Source organism: Dehalococcoidia bacterium (genome assembly GCA_028711995.1).
GTDB lineage: Bacteria > Chloroflexota > Dehalococcoidia > SZUA-161 > SpSt-899 > JAQTRE01.
The window spans coordinates 1-22,373 of the sequence record JAQTRE010000042.1 but is presented as its reverse complement, the minus strand read 5'-3'; the positions used below and the strand labels follow the sequence as shown (position 1 = coordinate 22,373).

Sequence of the window (22,373 nt, the reverse complement as noted above, 5' to 3'; positions counted from 1 at the left end):
CCCCAGATCTCTACCGGGCTATCCTGCAGGTAGCAACCGTGGCCGGCGATGGGTTAGGAAAGGTAAGGCTGGACTGGGATAGCAATGAGCTGCGAATCAGTACCGGCGACAATGAGGAAACCGCCCAAGCCATGATATTCGTCACCCTTGACGGGCAACCCGGCTACATTGCCTTCAACTACCACTATCTGTTGAGCTACCTGAAACCAAGACAGGGGATGGTGGATATCCGGTTCGATAAGCCGGATCGTCCGGGAGTTTTCCTGGATGGCCAGTGCATAGCGGTGATCATGCCTGTACTGGACACTCCCACGAAAGAAGAAAAGCCTCAAGAGTCCAAACCGGTCGCTGTGGAGGAGAAAGAGGCCACTCAGGCCAATGAGACGCCACAAGAACAGTCAGCGCCGGCTCAGGAAACACCGCCAGGAGAACCGGAAGCCGGGGCCGCGGAAAAACCGGCCAGAAGAGCCCGAAAGAAAGCCACAGCAAAAGCCAAAACGTAGTTGCGATTCCGCTGCGGGGTCCGCAAGAGTACCCGGATCCTGCAGCGGACAGACCATACAGATTTAGTAATAGAGAGAGGAGAACACAGATCATGGGAGAATATGCCTTAAGAAGGTCCGACAACCAAGAAGTCAAAATCGGAACCTGTGAATCAATGTACTACCTGCGGTATGAAGACAGAAACAAGGTATCGAAATTACCAAACAGCCTTGACCCGGCAACGACAATGGATCTCTTTTGGAGGCTTCCGTTCCCTGATGAAGACAATGTCAGAATCGGGGAATATCAACCCCACGATAGAGGGCTGCGACTTTGGAAAACCGGCGAAGATGGCTGGACGGAGGATTTCGCGGACCCGGAGACCGCTGAAAGCCCTGGGATGTTCCAGCTTTACCATAGGGAAAGCGGCTTTATTCTGAGCGTTGCTTGTTATCACGGCAACAAACTACCCGAAGAAACACAAGAGTATCGCCCGGGCTGGAATGGCAAGAGCCACAACTTCGAGCTTGCATTTGTGAAGAACACCAGCGAAGGGGTTTTGCCAGTGGCAAGGTGCCGCCACTGCGGGCTCATGTGGCGTTACTCATGGGGATGTGTTATATCATATATTCAGGATAAGGAACTCCTGAAGCGATTGGAAGTCCATATGTGATTAGGAGAAATGCCATTATCATGCGAAACGGGGTAAATCATGGCCATTAGTAGAATAGATTCCAGGAATACTCACGGGTGGTCCGTCCGGGTCGCCAGGGGGAGCAAGAAACACGGCACATGGAAGGAAATAAACGGCTTCTTTTCCGACAAGAAGTGGGGCGGGCGGGATATCGCCCTTCAGCAGGCCAGAGAGTATGAGGTCAAGCTGTTGATCGAGAACCCTGAGATGGAGCCGGCGCCTTTCAAGGAATTTCCCCAGGCCAATTGCTCTACCGGTGTGTGTGGGGTATCGCGCACCTTCAAGAGATGCCGGAGGAACCGGGATATCCTTTACTGGGGGTATGCCGTTTTATACAAGACGGCAGATGGACGGAGAGCGACAAAATTCTTCAGCGAAAACAAATATGGCGAAGATGAGGCTTTCGAAAGAGCTGTTGCTTTCCGGAAGGAGTGGGAAAAGCAAGTGAAACGGAAAGGGGCAGCCGTGAAAAGGACATCCCTGCGAACTCAAATCCCCGGCACTGCACTTACTCGTGAGCATGCTAGTACGTAACCCTCAAAGGAAATATGATAAGCTTATACCTAAGCGCTCAACACGCCACTTCCCCCATTTGACATCCCTTATCTTGATGTATTAATATGGTCCTACCTCCCCAAAAAACAGGCTCGGTGATACCCAACAATGGTTAAATTGCCATGAGAATTTCAATCGAAACTGGAGACGACTTCCTCACAGTTCCCCAAGCTGCGGAAGTGATCGGGGTATCTAGAATCACCGCATGGCAGTGGGTTAAGGAGGGTAAAATTCCGGCGCTCATTCTTGGAGGCAAATCGCTTATCCCCCGAGCAACGGCAGAGGCCTTCAAACGAAAGAGGGACTTTGATGCTGAGGAACGAAGAATACAGAAGAAGTCAGACAGAGTCAGAATAATCAGTGAAGTTTAAGAATCCAAGATTGAGAACGAAGGGTAGAGATAGAGTCAACATGACTTAGGATCATGTGGGGCAACCCTTGGGGGTTCGAGTCCCCCCTTCCCCATTCTCTGAAGCCCATTGTATCGCTCCTTACCTTTCTCCTGAGTCTTAAAACCTAAACTGCCCGTTATCTGGGGAACGTTTACCATTTATTTACTGAATTGTACCTTGACGGAAAGCGCCGGTTTTGGTTATATAGAGACGTTTAAGGGCCCATCGTCACTTCTTGGGCTTTGAGGGCGTGGCTTCCTCAAGCTCAGGCTATCTACCTTATGTAAGACATGCCATCGCACTTAAGGAGGGAGATATGAAAAGGAATCCTTTCATCAGCAGGGTTTCGGTAGCCATAATCATTACTACTGTTCTCTGCCTGTTTCTCATAGTAGCGCCTGCCGCTGCTGATGCTCCTACAGCCACGCTTGCCTTGGTTCCTGACTATTCGTCCCCTCCGTCGGTAACCAGCACCTTTGATGTGACCGTGAGCGGAACAAGTAACATCTACACAGCAGGATATCAGGTGTGGCTTGAGTATGATCCCGCTTATATCGAGCCTGTTGGGGTTTCCTATGTTGGAACCCCGTTCAAAGATATTACAAGCTCCCCCAGTTGGATAAAAAACAACACCGAAGGTGTGATGGGCATCTTTGGCATGGTACCGCTGAATGAAGATGTTGAACCGTTTGCTGGAATTGAGTGGGTGGCCCCGGAGGACACGCCAGTGGATCTTTGCACCATAACCTTTAGCGCGTTGCATGCAACCGGGAGCCCTTGCACCAAGATCACTCTCCTCACCAAGCCGGCTAAGAATCCGCTGTTTTCGGATCCGTTGGATGAAACCTTGGTCACCGGCATATATGGAACATCCAGCATCATACTTCCGGACCCGCCTGCGCAGCAATTCCTTGAGCCGGTCGACGTGATTCCCGGAACTGTGGGACTCAGCGTGTGTATTGTCTGTAAGGGCGATTTTGACGCGGATGGCGATATTGACCTTGACGACTTGATCGATTTTGCCGGAGCATACAATTCTAAGGTAGGAGACCTAAACTATAATGCTATTGGCGACTTTAATGACGACGGCTACGTTGACCTGGATGACCTCATCGATTTTGCCGGAGTATATAACACGAGTTGTCTGATCCCTGAATAGCGACCAGCGATCAAAGAAGGGAAAACAGGAGGTAAGATGAAAACTAATTCTCTCTTCAGGCTAGGTAGTTTCATCATGGTGTTGAGTTTAGTGGCAATGGCGTTGATCATGCCGTATTCGGCATCGGCCATAACCGGTCCCACACTGAGCATCGTGCCTGCAGGACAAAATGCATGCCCTGGAGGCACCGTAACCATCGACGTGTGGGTGGACGCCACCGGGTACAGCCTCTGTGGCATTGAATTTGATGTATGCTTTGATGATACGGTCATGACCCCAGATATGGTGCATACAACGCAGAATAACAGCCTTGGCGCTGGAAGCGTGTCGGTTGGCCCAAATCTTTCCTCATCCGGGGATATGATTACCTACGCCACAGGTCAAGCCAAGACAAATCCACAGGCCGATGTGAATCGCTCGGCTTTGACCATCGTCTTCAATATCAACCCCACTGCTCCGTCCGGCACCACTACTGACGTTACTATTTGCAGATATATTCTGAAAGATCAGAACAAGATTGTGATTTCTCCCGTTCGGATCCTTGATGGGAGTGTGACAGTGTCGTCAACATGGTATGCCGATGCCGATGGCGATGGCTTTGGGAATCCCGCAGTCTCCACCACAACCTGCCCACCGCCTGCGGGTTATGTTGCCAACAACACCGACTGCGATGACGGCAAGTCAGCCGTTCATCCGGGCGCTGAAGAAAGCTGTGACGGCATCGACAACAACTGCAACGGACAGAAAGACGAGGGTTTCACTGATACCGATGCAGACGGTCTGGCTGATTGCGTTGATCCGGATGACGACAACGACGGAGTCAATGACAGCACCGACTGTGCACCTCTGGATAACACAAAATGGCAATTGCTCCTTGGCTATGTAGATGCCGATAGGGATGAATACGGTGCCAAGGATGCCACTCAGGAGAATGTGTGCTCCGGTACAATGCTGCCTGCCGGGTATTCCGTCAACAATGATGACTGTGCTGACACCAACGCCAACATCAACCCTGGCGCTACGGAAATCTGCGGCGACACCATCGACCAGGATTGCAACGGCAGCGACTTGGTTTGCCCTCCCACCTATGATCTCGACTGGGGTGATGCTCCGGATTCAGCCGCCGCACCCGGCTATCCAACCCTGAACACAAACTCGGGTGCCAATCACGGCATCGTCAGCGGATTCATGCTCGGTGTTCAAATTGATGGAGAGGCCGATGGCCAGCCTACGGCTAACGCTGATGGAGACGACCTGAATCCCGCCGCTGACCCCGCCGCTGGCCGCGACGATGAAGACGGTGTGGTCTTTGTTACCAATCCTCTTGTCGTTGGTCAGCGGGCACAAATCGACGTCAGTCTCACCAATGCGGCTGGCGGACCTGCCTTCCTTGATGCCTGGATCGACTGGAATGCCGATGGGGACTGGATCGATTCCGGAGAGCAGATTTTCAACGCACAACCCCTTCCGAATTCGCTTCCGGTTGTCAACAGCTTCATTATCAATGTGCCGGCGGATGCGGCAAAGCAACTCACTTTCTCCAGATTCCGGCTGAGCAGCACAGGTGGTCTGCCGCCTACCGGAGGCGCCCAAGATGGCGAAGTGGAAGACTACCCAACCTATCCCACTCCTGAAATCGCTACCGGCATGCTGGTCCTCTTAGGGCTGGCTGGCATGGCAGGTCTCGTCTGGTTCAGGAGAAAACAGGTAGGCGCGGAGCGCTAGGAGCAAGCCTCCGCATCTGTCACCAATAAAGGGGGCAAGATTGAGTTCTGCCCCCTTTTCTTTTACGGGCCGTTCCGCTTGCATGATCACATAAGGAGCCTCTGATTGAGCGGTGCAGGATTCCTCCTGTCGGGGGCCTGCCCTCGACCTGATCGGGGGTTTGGGGGTGTCCCCCATATCCCCCCTTCTTCTCCCAAGATTGGGGGGCAGGGGGTTGATCAGGACGTAATCAGGGCTTCCAAAGAAAAAGTGAGTGAAACGGTGGGGGCTGCCAGATGGGGTCAACCCCGAAGAGGGGCATTTCGGATTGCTCAGACACATTCCTGAGAGGTGCAATATGAAGCGACTCGGTTGGCTGGTAACCTCCTCTTTATCTCTAGGCATTGCCATCGCCCTGGTGCTTGGCTTTGGCGGCGATGTCAGTGCATTGAGGCTCTCAATGAGTCTGGATGAGTTGGCGGATGGCGCTGACTCAATTGTAGTGGGAACTGTTGCTAGCAGCAGCAGCCACTGGAATACCGATCATACCAGTATATATACGGAGGTCGTCATTTCGGTCGAGGACACTCTCAAGGGACCTGCTGGCAAGAACACGATGACCATCATCGTGCCCGGAGGGAAGGTTGGCGATAGCTGGCAATGGGTGGAGGACACGCCGGTTTTTGAGGCAGGTGAGAAGGTAGGGCTGTTTCTGAAAGAGCTGAACAGCGGCGGGCTTGCCAGGATGGGCTTGGAGACCATGCCGCAACAGCTTGCCGCCGGTTCGCCCTCGAGTGTTTACGGGGGCTCTCAAGGTAAGCTTTCGTTTACCGAAGATAAGGCTGGCACTCGCAGCAGAATGTCTCCCAACGAGTTCAGGCAAAATGTAAACCTGGCTCTGGCAGGTCGGCCTATACCTCAAGAGCAGTCCCTGCCTCTGGTAATAGAAGGCGCTGCTGCCCCGACCATCAGCAGCATTTCTCCCAGCACCGCTTCCGCCGGCACCAATACCCTGGTAACCGTCAGCGGCTCCGACTTTGGAACCAGGGGGGCAAATGATCATCTTGCTTTCTACTTTAAGACATCTGGTGATGGTGACTCTTACATGGCATCTCAAATCGTCTCTTGGTCCGATACTCAAATAGAGGCTTATGTGCCTGTCGCAATCATTGACGGTTATCCTTACTCCGCTGCCAGCGGACCGGTAGCCGTATATAAGCATGGCTCCTGGTCCAACCTCACATCATTTACCGTCACCTTCGGTTACGGCCAGCTCAAGTGGGCTGGCGCCAGCCCCACATTAACCTACGAGGTGAATGAAGGTGGCGTACCAGGCAGGCTGGCAGCAGTGCAGTCAGCGGCAAACTCTTGGAACAACGCTGGTGCCAACTTCAGTTTCAGCTATGGAGGTGCCACTTCAGCTACGACCAAAAGCCTGAACGGCGAAAATGAAGTGTTGTGGCAAGCTCTAGGCACCGGTATTCTGGGAGAAGCCACTATGTGGGGCTCTGGCAGCACTATCACAGAGTGCGATTTTGCCTTTAGTACAAACTTTGCCTGGAACACTGAATCCTCCTGTCCATCGGATCAATATGATGTGCAGTCTATCGGCGCACACGAACTTGGCCACTGGCTTTGCCTGCGCGATCTTTATGGGCCCAGCCTCCAGCTCCCTACTCCCAATGACTCCACCAAGGTTATGTATGGTTACGGCGGCTCAGGGCAGACAAAGCGCACTCTTCATGCTCACGATATAGCGGGTATCCAGTGGATTTATGGGGTGCCATCCGCGCAGAATCTGGCTTTCACCACTCAGCCCAGCAGCAGCAACACGGCAGGGACAGCTTTTACTACCCAGCCCGTGGTGACGGTTCAGGATGCCAGTGGCAACACGGTGACGACCTCAACCGCTGCAGTTACCTTGGGCATTACCCCAGGCACGGGTACGGAAGGGGCTCTTCTCTTGGGCACAAAAACAGTCAACGCCGTCAATGGCATTGCCACCTTCAGCGGCCTGAGCATCGATCTGGCTGGCACAGGCTACACCCTGACAGCCGCTAGCTCTGACCTTACCTCGGCGAACTCTGACACCCTCGATGTTGAGGAAATGACAACCGATGTGGATATATTGATTACCCTTCAGGGTTTCTCCCGCCCGGAGTCCGGTTGGGTGATTCCGGTGACGGTCAAGTTCTTCACCCCGGGGGTTAATGTGCTTACAGCCACTCCCCTTTATACCTTTCCGGCCATGACCAACAAGGTCGAGGGCATGGCGGCATGCACAGTGGGCCCAATACCTGTCGGCACCTATGATATCACACTTGACAGTGGTACCGAGGTTGAGAGTGGTACCACTCTGATGAACGTCCAGAGGGGAGCGGTCATTGCTGTTTCCGGCATGCCAGTTGATATGGGGACCCTTCTGGAGGGAGACGCCGACAACAACGGCACCATTGATGTGACGGACTTCGGCATCTTTCAGACCGCATTCATGTCATCCGATCCGGCGGCGGATTTCGACCGCAATGGGATCGTCGATATTTCGGACTTTGGCCTGCTGGCGGTGAACTTCATGAAAACCAGTCCGGTGGAGGTGCCTTAGTCTCCGAACGGACAGATTCCATCAAACCGGTATTCAATGCTTCGCTGAGAGCGCTGAAGGTTGGAAACATATTTTCATTGCGTACCTGGGGTTTCAATTCCGTTGACATCCTGAGCGCAAAACAGCACGGAGGATAAATCATGAAGCGCGTGAACAGATTCTTCGGAAGCAACGTCACGAGGCTGGTGCCGTTGCTGCTGATGCTGATAATGGTCAGTTCGCTTCTGGTGCCCGCAACCATACTCGCGGCAGACATGAACAGGGTGGATGTCATCAATTCCCAGCCCAGTGACTTACAACCGATTGACCAGACATCCGGTAGTCCAACGGTTGGCGTGTCGAAAGCGGATAGCACTGGCATCACCATTGATATCGATATTGAAGGCCTGGAGCAGGAAGCCATAGAGATCGATGGCCGGACCTTCGAGTTGTTGAGCATCCCTGAATACCAAAATACCGAGGAGGTGGGCAAGCCTCAGTTGCCGGTGGTGCGGAAGACAATCGGCATTCCCGATGGGGCCACGGTCCAGGCAACGGTAGCCGATGCTTCCTATTCCAGCTATTCGGGCTATATGGTTTACCCGGCGCAGAAGCCGTTGAAAGATGATGAACAACCGGGCGAGTTTGCCCTCGATGAGGCGTTCTACTCACAGGATGCCTTCTATCCGGCGGAGATGGTCCAGGTGGAAGAACCGGCCATCTGGCGCGATGTAACGGTAGTGCTCTTGCAGGTTAGTCCGGTGAGGTTCAATCCGGCAACCGGCGAGCTTCGCGTCTATGATCGCATCCAGGTGAGGCTGGACTACCTCGACGGTCTGGCCGCGCCGAAGACCGTCGAGCCCAAGTTTGCCCAGATGTACCGGCAATCCCTTTTGAACTATGATTCCCTCGATATCACCGAAGGTCAGCCGGATTACAGGAAGGCCACTCCTGATGCCAGTCAACTGGTGCTTGGGGGCGCCGAGGTTGACGGGGAAATGGTCGGTGGAACGCCCTACGATACATCGGTGAAATTCCTGGCGATACTGCACAATAGTTGCGGATATCTTTCAACTCTGCAACCCCTGCTCGATTGGCACCGGGCCTGCGGCCTGAATTATACTTACGTGGTGAGGAGTGGCCCTGCATATACTGCCGATGACATCAAGTCCATCATTTCCGGCTGTTACGCTGCCCATCCGGAGCTGGAGTATGTGCTGCTCGTGGGAGATATTACCTGTCTTCCCTGGAAGGACAACTGGGGCGGAGGGGCTCTGCCCGAGGACCTGCCTGGCGACTACTGGTATGCCTGTCTCACCGGGGGAGCTACTCCCGACCTCTATCCCGATGTGGCCGTGGGAAGGCTTCCGGTGAAAAACGATACCGAGCTTGCCCAACAGGTGACCAAGATACTCGATTACTTGAAGAGCCCGCCCACAGGGGATTGGGCCAACAACGCCTTGCTGATGGCGCATAAGGAAGGGCCCTCAACTAAATACCAGAAAAACAGTGAAGATATTCGCATGGCTACTTATGGCACGGATTCCTTTGCCTTTTCGACTGCTTATGGCGCTTCTGCTACTTATGGGGGCGATGATGCCACCAATGCCACTGTGGCTGCCCATCTGACCTCCGGGGTGAGCATCATGAACTACCGGGGCCATGGCGCTTTTGGATATCCTTCCACTCGTCCCTGGGGAACGTTCTGGGGCGGACAATATGGCGCCAACTCATCTGCACCCTGGAATACGGCCGGAGAGAGTTACTGGACTACAGATGCCGACGCCCTTACCAATGGGGACAAACTGCCGGTTCTCTTCAGTATCTCTTGCATGAACAATGCTTTGGACAATTCTCCCGATGACTGCCTTGGAGAAGCCTTTGTCATGCAGGATCAGGGAGCCATCGCATTTCTGGGAGCCAGCCGTCCATCCTACACCACGCCCAATAACGCCTTTGACATAAATCTCTTCGATGCCATTGGCAATGAAGGCATCTACACGGTGGGCTGGATATCGAATGATGCCAATACTGAGCTGATCGACACGTACGGGCCTGACTCGTATGCCGCCGATAACTCTCGCATCTACTTCTGGCTGGGAGACCCGGCAACCGAAGTCTGGACCAGCGCGCCAATCGGACTGAATGTCACCCATCCAGCCTCAGTGAGCACAGGCATTATGAGCGTCACGGTGCGAAATGCTTCTAACGTACTGTTGCCGAATGCGCTGGTGGTCATTGATGGGTGTGGTGTCTATACATGGGCTTACACCAATGCTTCGGGAGTGGCCACTTTCAATTTCATTCCCGATTCGACCGGCACCATGAAGATCACTGTTACCAAGCACAACTATGTGCCTTATCAGGGGACTACCAGCATCGAGCCCTTGACCAACAAGATCTTCAACATCGTTTTTGATCCCCCTTCCCCCGCTTCTTTATGCAATGGCGAAAAAGTCTTTGCCGAGTTCGACTATACCACCACTGATGAGCAGGGTGTCCTGATATTCGTGCGACCATATACCGGTGATGACCGCACACCGGGATATGGTGCTCACGGATCTACAGTATGTCCTACTCCCGATGGTCATGAGAGCGGATGGTTCACCATCAACTCCTACAACGACGGGACGTCTCGCAACGTGACAGTGGATCGGGTTCAGTTCTGTATCTGGAGCCTGGATGAGGACAATAAACAGGATGAATTGCTTCTGGAGCTGTTTGTCCCGGTGCAGTTCAACTATGGCTATTCCATCCACAACATCGTGATCAGCCCTCCTTCTCCGGCAACGATGAAGTGGGATCAGAATATCGAAATCGAATTCGACTATTATAGCTGTGAGGACGACGGTGTGCATATCTTTGCAAGACCCTTCACCGATGGTGCACTGACACCGAAGTATACCTCCAGTGGGTCCCCGGACTATCAGCAGGGAAGCGGCAGTGGCAGCGGTTGGTTCACTATCTTTGATGGCGAAGTGACCGTGGACCAGCTCAGATTTCAGATGAAGCATAAGGATACGGATGCGCTGCTGCTGGAGCTTTTTGTGCCGGTCAATTACCACTATGAAGGCTATCCCGATCTATCGGTGAACCCCATGGGCTTTGATGTGGACCTGACCTGCGGAGACTCAGATATCGAGACGTTACGCATCAGCAACGTGGGAGGTGGGTCTCTCCACTACAAACTGAGGGATCGAGGCGCTACCGGCGGTGTGGCATTGGCAGCGCAATCTTTGGGCGGAACATCGATGACTGTCGGCGTGACCGATAGCGCCTCTCCAGACTCGGATGGGGCCATCATCGGTGAGTTTGTCGATAGTGTCGATAGCCAATTGGACTTGTCTTCTCTGGATGATCTTTCCGGCGTGACGATTGCTTTCGATCTCATCCATTCCGATCAGAACCCGTCTCAGCTCGATATGATCAAGGCCGATCTTATCGAGCGGGGAGCATCGATTGTTTATCTCACAGAGGGTCCGATTACCGAGGCGCTGCTGAGCCCGTATGATATTCTCTGGGTGGGAGAAGACTGGAATACCCCGGCGGTCTGGACGGCAGACGAGAAAGGTGCCCTCCAGGCGTGGGTCCAAAAAGGCAGAGGATTGCTCGTTTACGGGGACCAGCCCGGCGGGTCCAGCGTGCTACCGTCACTGTTTGGAATTACGTATACTGGCACGCCCGGAACATCCGGTTACACCACGAACATTCTTTCTCATGCTATCACAGAGAGCGTGGATGACCTGTATTTGCCGGCCCCGCTCCAATCCCTATCTGCGGCATCGCCTGCCTATACGGTTGTTCAGGATCATAACGGGCTTCCGAGCATTGCCTGCGCCGAGCCGGGAAGCGGGAGGGTTGTGGTGATCGCCGATGACTACTTCTGGGGGGCCTACCTGGAGTATGGCGATAACCGCCTCATGGCCAACCATGTGTTCGATTGGCTGGTGCCGTCCGATTGCCCATGGCTGGACGAAACACCCAAGTCAGGCTCAATACCCACAGCTGTCCCTAATTATGATGATATAACCGTGCAGATCGATGCATCCAGCCTTACCCCGGGAGAATACTATGCCGAAATCTGCATCGCTAGTGATGATCCGGATGAGAATCCGACCATCGTGCCGGTTCATCTCACCGTGCTGGCCGATCAACCGGATATCCGGGTAGTGCCGCCGGAGTTTGATCTGGTGGTGGCGCAGGGTGTGGTGGCAGAGTACACCCTCAACATTGTCAATGATGCCCACTGCAGCAATCTGGAATTCGAACTGTGGGATGAGGATGACGCCGGAAAGGACTGCCCGTGGCTGGCTGAGGCTCCCACCGATGGATCAGTTGCACCCGGCAGCGCTCAAGAGATCATCCTGAGCATAGATGCCGCCAAACTGGCGCTGGGCAAATATTGTGCCCAGATTTGGATAAAGAACACTGACCCCGATGAGAATCCCACCATCGTACCTGTATGCATCGAGGTAGTCAAACCATCCAAGTGTAAGATACTCTTTGATGAAAGCCATGCCCCTGCGGATGCGGCCTTCACCATTGGAGGCGGGTACTCTGACTGGGCAGACCTTCTTCGGTATCGGGGAATGAAAGTGGATAAGGCCACAACAGGGCCGATAACAATCGATCTTCTCGGTAACTATGATGCGGTGGTGATTCCGGAGCCGACTCAGGCTTACTCCAAAGGCGAGATCGACGCCATCGCCCAGTATGTGAGGGGTGGTGGAGGCGTATTGCTCCTCGGGGAGTGGGGGTCTTATGCCCAGGATAAGGGAATCTATCCCGTGGTCAACCAGATTGGTGGCGTTTTTGGCCTCTCCTTTGGTGATGATGTGGTTGAGGATGGCATCAACAACGATGGAAATTCTCTCTGGCCTTTGATCTCGCAATTCGATAGCGCGGTTGTGGGAGACGATGTCGCGACGGTGGTCGAGTATGGAGGATGTTCCTTCACTCTTTCCGGCGATGCCTTCGCCATTGCCCGGTCCGGCGGACATGTTCTAACGCTGCCCAGTTCCGAGATTCCATTAAAGGACGGTTTTTCCATAACGTCCGCAGATGCTTCAAATCTGGCCATGTCGGAAGAGACGCCTTTTGATGGAGTTGACCCCTTGGTTCGTGGTCCTATTGTGATGGCGGCCTCCACTCTGGGAGAAGGAAGGGTTGCCGCTATCGGTGACGGAAACCTCTTCACTAATCAGGATGTGGACGGCGATTACCTGATGGATCTCTATGAATATGACAATGAGCGGATCGCCTTGAACATTATCCAGTGGCTGACTCAATGTGTGGTCCCGGCAAATGTTGAGATATCCGTTGTTCTGCAGGGCTCTTCCCGCCCCGATGCGGGCTGGGTAATCCCTCTTACGGTCAAGTTTTTCAAGCCGGGAACTTCCACTCTGGTGGCTGAGTTCCACCCCACAACGAGGAAAGTTGGTGGCGCTGCCGTTTGTACCTTGGGTGGAGTTGTCCCGGGTACCTATGATATCACGGTGGACAGCGACACCACTCTGATGAACGTGAATCGCGGCGTGGGCGTATCCTTGCCGAGTACGCCGGTGAACATGGGCACGCTCCTGGAGGGGGACGCCGATAACAGCGGCACCATTGATGAGATGGACTTCGGCATCTTGCAGGCCGTATTCATGACTTCTGATCCATCGGCGGATTTTGACCGCAACGGCATCGTTGATATCGCGGATTTTGGATTGCTGGCAGTGAACTTCATGAAAACCAGTCCGGCGGAGGTGCCATAACAACAGGATTCCGATTGGGTAAGGATCGGGAAAGCGGCGCCGGATTTCTCATGCCGGTATATTTAGAGCCGGTCAGAGCTTCTATGGATTGTTGCCAAAGAGGATTTCAGCGCCGCGCGGGTAAAGTTTCGGTAGAGTTTTGGTCAATTGTGCCAAAAAACCGGCCTGACCGGTGGACATTTGATGAAGCATATTCTAGAATTTGAACTACTAAGGCAGAATCGGGAAGGTCTGCGCTTCCAGTTTTGTATTGGGCCCATGCTCAGGGCCGCAAACCGCAGAGAGTGCTGAGGGGTATCTAATGAATAACACTAATCATCAACTTAGAGTACTGGTCATTGATTCGCTTGATGCAATGCAAGAGACCGTTTTGCTGGGTTTTGGGTTACGCTGGCCGGGCTGCATAGCGTTTTCTGCCCGAGGCGGAGAGGAGGGGGTACATCTTGCAGATAGCAAATTGCCTCATATTGTGATACTGAACATATACGATCTGCCCGATATGAGCGGATTTGAGGTGATAAGGCGGATTCGCCTCTTTTCGGATGTGCCTCTGATCGTCGTCAGCGAGCAGCGTGACGAAATGGACATGTTCAAATCGTTTGAGTTGGGCGCCGATGATTTCATCATCAAACCTCTCCGTCCCCTGGATTTGATGGTTCGGACCAATGCAGTGTTGCGCCGCTGGGGTAAATATGCGTCGTATCAGCACAGTCCGGTTCCGTATGTGGATAATGATCTTGTGGTGGACTTCTCTGCTCAGAAGGTGTTCGCCGCGGGGGAGCCGGTGCATCTTACCCCAACGGAATATGGCATTCTTTGCAAGCTGGTGAGAAATAACGGCAGGATTGTGACGGTGGATATGCTACGCCAGGAGGCTAATGACAACATCGATGAGCTCACATCCAGCACCATCAGAAAATCCATTTCCCACCTCCGGAGCAAGCTGGCAAACAATGGAGGGACACACAGTATCCTCAATGAGCGGGGATATGGTTACAGGTTTATCAGCCTGAAACAGGAAGGCGTTTCCTCGAAACGCGAAGAGTAGGGAAAAGGCCTTCAATATCCGCTAGATCGCCCGCGGTCCGGTATTTAACGGTGAAGGTTGGTCTGGGCCTTATCAGAACATTTACTGAGGATGATCTCCGCCAAACTCCGGTTCGTTCCGACCAAACGCGGTATCTTGTATCCTTTGCGGACTCCATTTGTGCTCGAGCTTCCTTTATTCGGGAAGCTCCGATCAAGTCCTAATCAACCCCCTGACCCCTGATCTAGTCTATGGCAGACCCAGGCATGAGGCGTCCTGCACCACTCAGTTAGAGGTTCCTTAGATTCACGCCACGTGCATTGCCTCCCCCGAGGGCCCTCGTCCATTATTAGGCCTAGGGTTGCGTTACCGAATGTTCACCGATTCTTTACTTTCCGCCGCACTTTGGTAAGACATCCGCCAACCAACCGGTAATGTTGATGGGGTATATTCGTATTGCTATGCAGGAAATCCTTGTTTTTCACCCCTGCGATGAGGAGATGCAGAGCGTGGTTCCAGCTCTGTTGAGTGCTGGATTCCGTGTTGTGAATGCCTCTGCGGGTTTAGGCAGCGAAGATCATCCCATTCTCTTGCCGCCTAATGTGGTGATGGTGATTGATGATTCCCCCAAGGGCGCTGAGGTGTGCGCTTGGGTGAGAAGCAATACGGATGTGCCCATTTTGGCCCTCTGCAAACGCGATGAGGATATGCAGAGAATGCTGGAGACGGGTGCGGATGTCTGTTTGAAGCTCCCGGTGAGCGCCGCGGAATTGATCGCCAGGTTTCATTCGCTGTTTCGAAGGCATCGGTTGAAATACTCTTATCTGTCACACTTGGACCCGCAGTGTGCGGAAAGCCGCAAGAACTGAGATGGGTTATGAAGAATGTTTTTTGCCAAGTAAATGCCATGGTTCTCAAGAGACAAGCCATAGGGAACCCTGCAACGGGGTTACCGTGGTTGGTGGAGAACTCAGGTCGATCATGGCTTAGGGCACGTCCTAGTCTGAAAGGGACGTGGCAAGCGTAAACCAAAAATGTGCCGAAGAGACTATCGCCAGAAAGCCCGGAATCAAACACCTTCGCCGGTGAAAAGAGCGGGTTGGGCGGCACAGAGCCATACGGAGGAGGGCATATGAGGTATTGGGGTCAAGCCGGGTTTATTCCTGGGCATGGCGCTTTGGGAACAAACCACAGATAGCCCTTTGCATTGAGAGGCATTGGGGGCTATCTTCCTTGACACTTGACCCCACTATCATTATATACCACTCCGGGAAATGGAGTGCAACGGTGCCGGCCCTCACCCCCTGATTGCAGGGCGAGGGTGAATAGAAACGAACGGTCGAACCGGGAAGCGAAAAGTCGATTTGCGCACAGATACCAGAGAGATCAAAACGCAAATAAAAAAGGAGATTTAAGTAAAATGAAAAAGATGATATGCATGATGATAGTCATTGTTGCGTTGCTGGCTACGGCTGTTCCAGTGGCGCTGGCTGCCGATATCGGAACATCGGTCACCATCAGTACAAGCGGCGCAAATATCCCTGTGGTCAAGTGCAAATGGGAACAGGATACCACCGTTGGTGCTGATCTGGAATCCGGCGACGTCACCCATGCGCTGTATGACACAGGCGCCAATTCGGTGGACTCCCAGTTCCTGCCGCCCTTGGCCAAGTGCGCAACCAAGACGATATACTACTACGCAGTTGTGACGGATGCTGAAGACATGGGCAATGTCCAGCAAGTCTGGGTCGATGTCTTTCATCCCGAAGGCTCACCTGCGCCTTACAGCACAAGCACGGATCCCTTGGGGCCTCTCTTCAAGTATGAAATACCGTTCACCAAGATCGGATTTGACCAGGCTTCCAGGGATATTGTGACAGATGCATTCAACGCTCATCTCATCACCTTCGATCCAACCTTCGACTTGGATGAGGTAATCTTTGAGATGACGAAGGGCACAGCTGCTCTCTGGATGGGTCAAGCTGAAATTGACTATGAGCAACCTGCGGGAGACTACAAGGTCGAGTGTGTTGCTATGGACTGGGACGACAATTATTCAGCTCCCTTGGTAAACTACTTCGAATACGTCGGGGTTGCTGCTGTTGAAGTCGACTTTGATAGCATCAACTACGGACCGGTCAGCATCGGTGTGGAAGTCATGCGTGCCGGTGATACCGACTTTGCTGATCCGGCACCGCAGCCAGCCGGATTCGGTGCTGCCAACGGAGCTACTGTGCGCAACATCGGCAATACGTGGGCGCATGTTGTTGTAACAAATGACGATATGGACTTTAGTAAAGATGTAACTGGAACGTGGAACGTGAACTTCGACGCTCGTATGGGGAACGATGATGCGTACAAAGTCATATACATGCCTGAAGAGGAAACAACGTTACCAAATTACCTTGCCCTATCCAGCCAAGATGAGCTGGATTTCTCCATCAAGGTCATTAAGGGTACCGGGACTCACACAGGCATGATGACCATTGGTGCTTCTATTGAGCCGTTCTCGCTGAGTGGGACGCCTGTAGGTATCGGTGGTCCTGAATGCCCTTAGTTCTACAAGTGTAGCTTTGGGCTGATGCGGCAGGTATCTTTGTTTGTGTACCACCGCAAACGTAAGGAAGGCGCACGGGCCGGCAAACGGCCCGTGCGCCTCGGATAACTTTTTGGAGAGTGATACCGATATGAGAAGAGTGACCGTCTTGGCAGCCTGCCTGATACTTCTATTTGCCTTTCTGCTTCCCCAAAGTGCTTTGGCACTCGGAGTTGCCATTGGCCCACCAACCGTGGGAATAAAGGATGCCCTTCGAGGCGGAGAGTATCGCACTGCTGTGACCGTCTTCAATCCCAGCGACACTCAGACTACCTACATTATGGAGGCGGTTGGACCAGCAGCCACTTGGCTGAGTTTCTATTACTGGCGCACCGGAGAACCAATCCAGAGCCTCTCGATTGCGGGGCGGAGCAACACCGTCGTCATGATTAAAGCGAATATACCGTCGGATGTCATCAATGGCACTTATACCGCCACTATTTATGCGAAGACCGCTCCTGTCGAGATCACCGAGGGTGCATCCACAGTCATGCAGGCTTCTTCAGTCCTTACTATCACCGTCACTGGCGTTCAGATATTAGATGGGCTGGTGGGAAGTGTTAGGGCAAGTGACACCGAGGCGGGTATGCCTGTGGTGATGGATGTGCTCTTCGAGAACACTGGGAATGTTGTTGCACAACCCAAGATCGATTGCCAGATCACCAAGGAAGATGAGACGATAGAGCAGTTCAGTTATGTCGATGTATCGGTGAAACCCGGCCTACAAGAGACTATTCCGATCAAATGGGAGACTTCTGCCGACAAGGTGGGTGACTACATGGCCGAAGTAACTGTGTCAATTGCTAGCAAGACCTTGGGGACCAAGAGCGTGGCTTTCAAAGTCGTTCCTCCGGGGACTTTCACCAGAAAAGGGGCTTTAGAGTCTCTGGCATTAGATGCCGACCCGGCGATAGGCGGATTGGCAAAGATAAATGCCATCTTCCATAATACGGGACAAATTGTCACTAAGGCCCAGTTCCATGGCGAAGTCTATCTTGACGGTCTGTTGCTCAACACTATGGAGAGTGATGACATCGAAGTTGCCGTGGGAGATACGGCTACTCTGGCCAGTTATGTCCCGGTTGAAAAGCCGGGCGAATACCGCATCAAAGGATACATCAATTACGAGGGCAAGACCACGGATGTCAGAACCCTCGCTTTCAAAATCACAGAAGATTCAACCGTCACCGTGCCGGAAAATACGCCATCAGCTCCGGCACCAGATGTAACTCCAACGCAGGCGGGGGATAACGCGACTCCCGCCGCCCCTACCAATGACACACAAGACGACGGCGGATCTAGTTCCACGGGAATTATCATCCTGATCGTGGCTATCGCGGCCGTTGTCCTTCTCGGGGGTGGCTTTCTATACAAGAAGAAACTAGCCCGGGGCAAGTCATAGAACATCGATCCGGCGAGGCTTGCGAGGAATTAGGTGGTGTAACCATGAGAAATAAAGTGCATCTACCAAAGCTGATAGCCGCAGTGCTGGCAGGGTGCTTGCTGGTTGCCGGGCTCGTCGGGGCCGGACCCGCCGCTGCCAATGGAGGTGGCATGCCGCAGATCCAAATGCTGTGGACCCTCCCGGATGACGATTCTTCTGCTCCGGGAACCCAGATCATGCCGGACCCTGGTATGTCAAAGTCGTTCAGTTGCTGGATCACCGTGACAGGAGATAAAACGCAGGTAGACTCTCTCGACGTGGAAGTTTACCATCCCGATGGTACTCTCAAGTGCACCCTTTCCGCAACCCTGACCGACCCTTCCACCGTGACACCTGACCTGGACGCGGCCCGTGACACGGGCCTGATCACCGCGGCTCAGCGCGAGGCCATCGGCAACGGGGAGGTTTTGCTTTACCTCGCCCTGAGCGACGACTTCGCCTGTGATCTTCAGTTCTATGATGCTCCCGGCATCTATGGCGTCACATCCCGCATCACTTATACCAATAGCACTCAAGGAGCCTATACCCGCAACAGTTTCGAATATTATGGCCTGGTAGCGTTTGTGCTGGACTTTGCCGGATTGGACTTCGGCCACACCAACACCACACCGGCCACTTTGCCTACCCTCGGCGATGCTGACATGTCCACCCCTGCAAAGCCCACCGTACGGAACATTGGTAATGTGCCATGCCTCTTTACACTTTCCGCTGACCCTATGGTCGGGGCGGCTCACGGGCAGGAGATAAAACCCCTGGATATCGATTTCATGGGAGAACAGAAGGCAATCGACGTCGCTGACGTAGCATTCGCCAATCCGTTGGTACAGTCCTTAGATAGCACACCCTCCACTGCACCGTTGAGCGCTTCCATCGATATTCCGGCAGGCCAGCAGGCGGATACCTACAACGGCAAGCTCACCATTTCCGCCAGCGCCCCTCAACCAGAGGAGACCGCAGAGGTGGAATTGCAGATGACCCTCCAGGGGGCTCACCGCCCCGTTGACGCTGGATGGATTGTCCCGGTAACAGCCAGGCTCTTTGAGAGACCGTTGGGTGGCGACGCAGATGTATTGAATGATGAACCGGTCTATGCCTTCATGGGCGCTTCTGAGTATGATGTCGTTTTGGCTCGCGCCACCTTCACCCGTGCTGGCATCGCTCCCGGCGCTTATGATATTGCCATCGTGAGCGAACATGCCCTGCTGAATGTGATGAGAGATGTGAACATTGCGGCGGGACCAAATAATATGTTGGACATGGGCACTCTGCTGGAAGGGGACGCCGATAACAATGGGACCATCGATTCTCTGGACTTCGCCATTTTGCAGGCAGCGTTCATGACCTCTGATCTGGCGGCGGATTTTGACCGCAACGGGATCGTTGATATCTCAGACTACAATCTGCTGGCGGTGAATTTCATGAAGGCGAGTCCTGTGGCGGTGCCTTAAGACAGTCAAGAACAATAGTGCAGGAATCTCTCTAATAAGTGATGCAAGAAACTTCCCTGAATTCTATTCACCCTCGTGGTCCCGCAGTTGAAATAGGCGATGCATCCCGGCAAAAGACGTCCGTTTATCATTCACACAAAATAGCCTCCTCTGATTTTTAAGCTGTCCCATTTACTAACCGGGTGTTTCTCTGCGGTTCGGTGTCAGGCTGCACTTATATCTGAGATATTTGGAGGGATAGTTTTGAGAGGGGAGCGGCTGTTGTTTAATCCAGCGCTTTCTTAACGGTGTGTCTTTTTTTCTTGACTATTCCATGAGTTTGTATCAAGATAGCAAGAATGAATGAGGTATAATAAGTCATTCTGCCCAACTGTAAGGGGGCTCTTTTTTGAGTCTGGGCTAGTACACAGTAACACTACGTTTTTCGTAACAGACTGGGTGCGTGACTGTTCGGTCATCTAACGCCCCCTGCGGCTTTGCCGCTTCCCCCTCTTTACGAAAGAGGGGGATATGGGGGAGTTCGTAACCACTAAGCCGTCCAATACTATCAGCCATTACTGATGGTACATGATACTAGCGTCCAAGAGTAGGTTTCCACAAAAACGCATAGTTGGTAGATCGGTTTGTAGCGGCAGAGTTCCAGACGTTATGCACAACAACCACTCTCGGGTTAGTTTGTATAGGAGGCTCGTATGAAAGTTGGACTATTTGGTTTTGGACGAGCAGGTAGAGCTGTGGCCTCTGTGTTGCTTCAAAGTAAGGAGGTCCATCTGTCCTGGGTGGTCAGAAAATCAAAAACACTTCAGCATCGATCTGTTCCAGAGTTTCTGGGTATAGAGTCTGATGCCCCGGGGCTAATATTTTCCATAGAGGAATGGTCGTCCGAAAGGCTTCTTGACGAGCATCCGGTAGATGTCATAGTCGATTTTTCATCTACGGAAGGGATATTATTCTATGGCAAGGATGCTGCAGAAAGAGGAGTGGCAATTGTCAGTGCGATATCAGAGTACCCACCTGAAACCATCAATTACATTCGGGAAATATCAGCCCGGACAAGAATCGTCTGGTCGCCCAACATTACCATTGGCATTAATTTCCTGATGGTAGCCGCAAAAATTCTCAAGAATATTGCGCCGCATGCAGATATCGAAATAATCGAAGAGCATTTCAAGGATAAAATGGGAGTTTCCGGTACCGCAAAAAAGATTGCCTATGCTCTAAATCTCCCAGAAGAGTCTATTAAAACAATCCGGGCCGGCGGTATCGTTGGGCATCACGAAATCCTATTTGGGTTTCCGTATCAGACTGTTCGGTTGATGCATGAGTCAATTTCAAGAGAGGCTTTTGGTAATGGGGCCTTGTTTGCTGCCAGGAGTGTTGTTACCAAAGGAAATGGACTGTATTCGATGGAAGATTTGCTAATACCTTACTTTAAGGCATTTGCCTAGTGTTGGGTCATATTTGTAATATCATTCTGAGTTCCCAATTCCGCGTGGCGGGATGCGCCCGGCAAGAAACTCTGTGCGACAAGTCCATCACGCCCATTTGTCTTTCCGGCCCCGTATCGGGTACGGGGTAAACTCCGGCCGGAATCCAGTCGCTCTTGGGCCTCGGTTTTCACCAGGGAAACGGATTAAGGCTTTTCCCCTTGCAGGCAGGGAGTTTCTGAACAGCAAAGCGAAGAATCTCAATCCCGATCATCGGAGATTCTTCGGTCAACCATTGCTGACGAATTACATCAGCCCCATCGGCTGAGTCTTGTACCGCACACTTGATCTCCTCATAGCGGAAGAGACTGCCGGTTTACAAAGGAGGCTTTTGGGGTTAAAATAGATTCGTTTCGGGGCTCATAGCTCAGCTGGTTAGAGCGTACGGTTCACATCCGTAAGGTCGGAGGTTCGAGTCCTCCTGGGCCCACCATAGGTATCAATAGGCAGAACCTCAGAATTTTCCTTCTTCTTGCTTCCGGCAGGCAGCGGCAGTTTATACCATAGTCTAACGTTGTCGCCATCCACCTCTATCCGCTTCACGAAAGAACGAAGAAAGGCCTTGCTCCCCGCTATATCCGATTCGGTCAGCATGGCTTTGAGATCGTGGACATGCGCTTTCACTCTCTCCCGATCCAGCTTCTCCGCGCCTTCGACCACGATATCAGCCTCCGCCTGAATTCTGGCCTTATTCAACTCATCCTGTCGGTCTCTCAATGCCCGTATCCTGGGAGCCAGGTCTGATAGTCTGAGTTCCCCTTTCTCCAACGCTTCGTGGTTAGCGGAGAGCCTCAGGGAGACATCTCTCAGTTCGGCGTCGATGCTGACCAGCCTAGCCCTTAACCCGTGATGAGCCGACATCAACTCATCATTGACTATGGTCACCAACTCCTCGATGCAGTCATCCGCCAAGACCCTCCTTTTGAGCTGCTCCACGATGAGCCTCTCCAGCCGCTCCTTCGGGAGCATTTTGGCTCCGCAAGCCTCTTTACCCTGCTTATCTCTCCTGGAACACATGTAATAGTAGTGTTGATGAGATTTGGC

At 52.9% G+C, this 22,373-nt stretch carries 14 protein-coding genes and 2 tRNA genes; all 16 read left to right on the top strand.

Translation table 11 applies throughout. From position 1 onward, the window contains the following. Positions 1-503 (top strand): hypothetical protein (locus PHV74_07730; protein ID MDD5094251.1); only part of this gene is annotated, 503 nt, incomplete at its 5' end. A gap of 92 nt (positions 504-595) precedes the next feature. Next, positions 596-1,156 (top strand): hypothetical protein, encoded by a 561-nt coding sequence (locus tag PHV74_07725; GenBank protein ID MDD5094250.1) that lies wholly within the window; start codon positions 596-598, stop codon positions 1,154-1,156. 39 nt (positions 1,157-1,195) lie between these two features. Then, positions 1,196-1,711 carry a hypothetical protein gene (locus tag PHV74_07720; GenBank protein MDD5094249.1) on the top strand — a complete coding sequence of 172 codons (516 nt, stop codon included), beginning with the start codon at positions 1,196-1,198 and terminating at the stop codon, positions 1,709-1,711. A gap of 143 nt (positions 1,712-1,854) precedes the next feature. Continuing rightward, a complete protein-coding gene (locus tag PHV74_07715; GenBank protein ID MDD5094248.1) occupies positions 1,855-2,103 on the top strand; it encodes an excisionase family DNA-binding protein in 249 nt (82 codons plus the stop codon). 21 nt (positions 2,104-2,124) lie between these two features. Continuing rightward, positions 2,125-2,197 (top strand) — tRNA-OTHER (locus tag PHV74_07710). Positions 2,198-2,440: 243 nt separating this feature from the next. Beyond that, positions 2,441-3,283 carry a hypothetical protein gene (locus tag PHV74_07705; GenBank protein ID MDD5094247.1) on the top strand — a complete coding sequence of 281 codons (843 nt, stop codon included), beginning with the start codon at positions 2,441-2,443 and terminating at the stop codon, positions 3,281-3,283. 36 nt (positions 3,284-3,319) lie between these two features. Then, complete coding sequence (locus tag PHV74_07700) at positions 3,320-5,008, top strand: MopE-related protein (protein ID MDD5094246.1); 1,689 nt, start codon at positions 3,320-3,322, stop codon at positions 5,006-5,008. Between the two features lie 337 nt (positions 5,009-5,345). Next, on the top strand, positions 5,346-7,589 hold the full coding sequence (locus PHV74_07695) for an IPT/TIG domain-containing protein (protein MDD5094245.1): 2,244 nt from the start codon (positions 5,346-5,348) through the stop codon (positions 7,587-7,589). Positions 7,590-7,729: 140 nt separating this feature from the next. Then, positions 7,730-13,327 (top strand): C25 family cysteine peptidase, encoded by a 5,598-nt coding sequence (locus PHV74_07690; GenBank protein ID MDD5094244.1) that lies wholly within the window; start codon positions 7,730-7,732, stop codon positions 13,325-13,327. 301 nt (positions 13,328-13,628) lie between these two features. Beyond that, on the top strand, positions 13,629-14,375 hold the full coding sequence (locus PHV74_07685) for a response regulator transcription factor (protein ID MDD5094243.1): 747 nt from the start codon (positions 13,629-13,631) through the stop codon (positions 14,373-14,375). Between the two features lie 419 nt (positions 14,376-14,794). After that, on the top strand, positions 14,795-15,223 hold the full coding sequence (locus PHV74_07680) for a hypothetical protein (GenBank protein ID MDD5094242.1): 429 nt from the start codon (positions 14,795-14,797) through the stop codon (positions 15,221-15,223). A 551-nt stretch (positions 15,224-15,774) separates the two neighbouring features. Then, positions 15,775-16,911 carry a hypothetical protein gene (locus PHV74_07675; protein ID MDD5094241.1) on the top strand — a complete coding sequence of 379 codons (1,137 nt, stop codon included), beginning with the start codon at positions 15,775-15,777 and terminating at the stop codon, positions 16,909-16,911. A gap of 130 nt (positions 16,912-17,041) precedes the next feature. Then, positions 17,042-18,352: a hypothetical protein gene (locus PHV74_07670; GenBank protein MDD5094240.1), complete on the top strand. Its 1,311-nt coding sequence runs from the start codon at positions 17,042-17,044 to the stop codon at positions 18,350-18,352. Positions 18,353-18,396: 44 nt separating this feature from the next. Beyond that, on the top strand, positions 18,397-19,842 hold the full coding sequence (locus tag PHV74_07665) for a hypothetical protein (protein ID MDD5094239.1): 1,446 nt from the start codon (positions 18,397-18,399) through the stop codon (positions 19,840-19,842). A gap of 692 nt (positions 19,843-20,534) precedes the next feature. Continuing rightward, positions 20,535-21,290 carry a dihydrodipicolinate reductase C-terminal domain-containing protein gene (locus PHV74_07660; protein ID MDD5094238.1) on the top strand — a complete coding sequence of 252 codons (756 nt, stop codon included), beginning with the start codon at positions 20,535-20,537 and terminating at the stop codon, positions 21,288-21,290. 395 nt (positions 21,291-21,685) lie between these two features. Continuing rightward, positions 21,686-21,762 (top strand) — tRNA-Val (locus PHV74_07655). The last annotated feature ends 611 nt before the right edge of the window (positions 21,763-22,373 follow it).

What these genes read in the sequence shown, in the direction of transcription:
- PHV74_07725 (MDD5094250.1), top strand. Translation starts at nt 596, where the DNA reads ATGGGAGAATATGCCTTAAGAAGGTCCGACAACCAAGAAGTCAAAATC.
- PHV74_07685 (MDD5094243.1), top strand. Translation starts at nt 13,629, where the DNA reads ATGAATAACACTAATCATCAACTTAGAGTACTGGTCATTGATTCGCTT.
- PHV74_07665 (MDD5094239.1), top strand. Translation starts at nt 18,397, where the DNA reads ATGAGAAATAAAGTGCATCTACCAAAGCTGATAGCCGCAGTGCTGGCA.
- PHV74_07690 (MDD5094244.1), top strand. Translation starts at nt 7,730, where the DNA reads ATGAAGCGCGTGAACAGATTCTTCGGAAGCAACGTCACGAGGCTGGTG.
- PHV74_07720 (MDD5094249.1), top strand. Translation starts at nt 1,196, where the DNA reads ATGGCCATTAGTAGAATAGATTCCAGGAATACTCACGGGTGGTCCGTC.
- PHV74_07670 (MDD5094240.1), top strand. Translation starts at nt 17,042, where the DNA reads ATGAGAAGAGTGACCGTCTTGGCAGCCTGCCTGATACTTCTATTTGCC.
- PHV74_07705 (MDD5094247.1), top strand. Translation starts at nt 2,441, where the DNA reads ATGAAAAGGAATCCTTTCATCAGCAGGGTTTCGGTAGCCATAATCATT.
- PHV74_07680 (MDD5094242.1), top strand. Translation starts at nt 14,795, where the DNA reads ATGGGGTATATTCGTATTGCTATGCAGGAAATCCTTGTTTTTCACCCC.
- PHV74_07700 (MDD5094246.1), top strand. Translation starts at nt 3,320, where the DNA reads ATGAAAACTAATTCTCTCTTCAGGCTAGGTAGTTTCATCATGGTGTTG.
- PHV74_07660 (MDD5094238.1), top strand. Translation starts at nt 20,535, where the DNA reads ATGAAAGTTGGACTATTTGGTTTTGGACGAGCAGGTAGAGCTGTGGCC.
- PHV74_07675 (MDD5094241.1), top strand. Translation starts at nt 15,775, where the DNA reads ATGAAAAAGATGATATGCATGATGATAGTCATTGTTGCGTTGCTGGCT.
- PHV74_07695 (MDD5094245.1), top strand. Translation starts at nt 5,346, where the DNA reads ATGAAGCGACTCGGTTGGCTGGTAACCTCCTCTTTATCTCTAGGCATT.
- PHV74_07715 (MDD5094248.1), top strand. Translation starts at nt 1,855, where the DNA reads ATGAGAATTTCAATCGAAACTGGAGACGACTTCCTCACAGTTCCCCAA.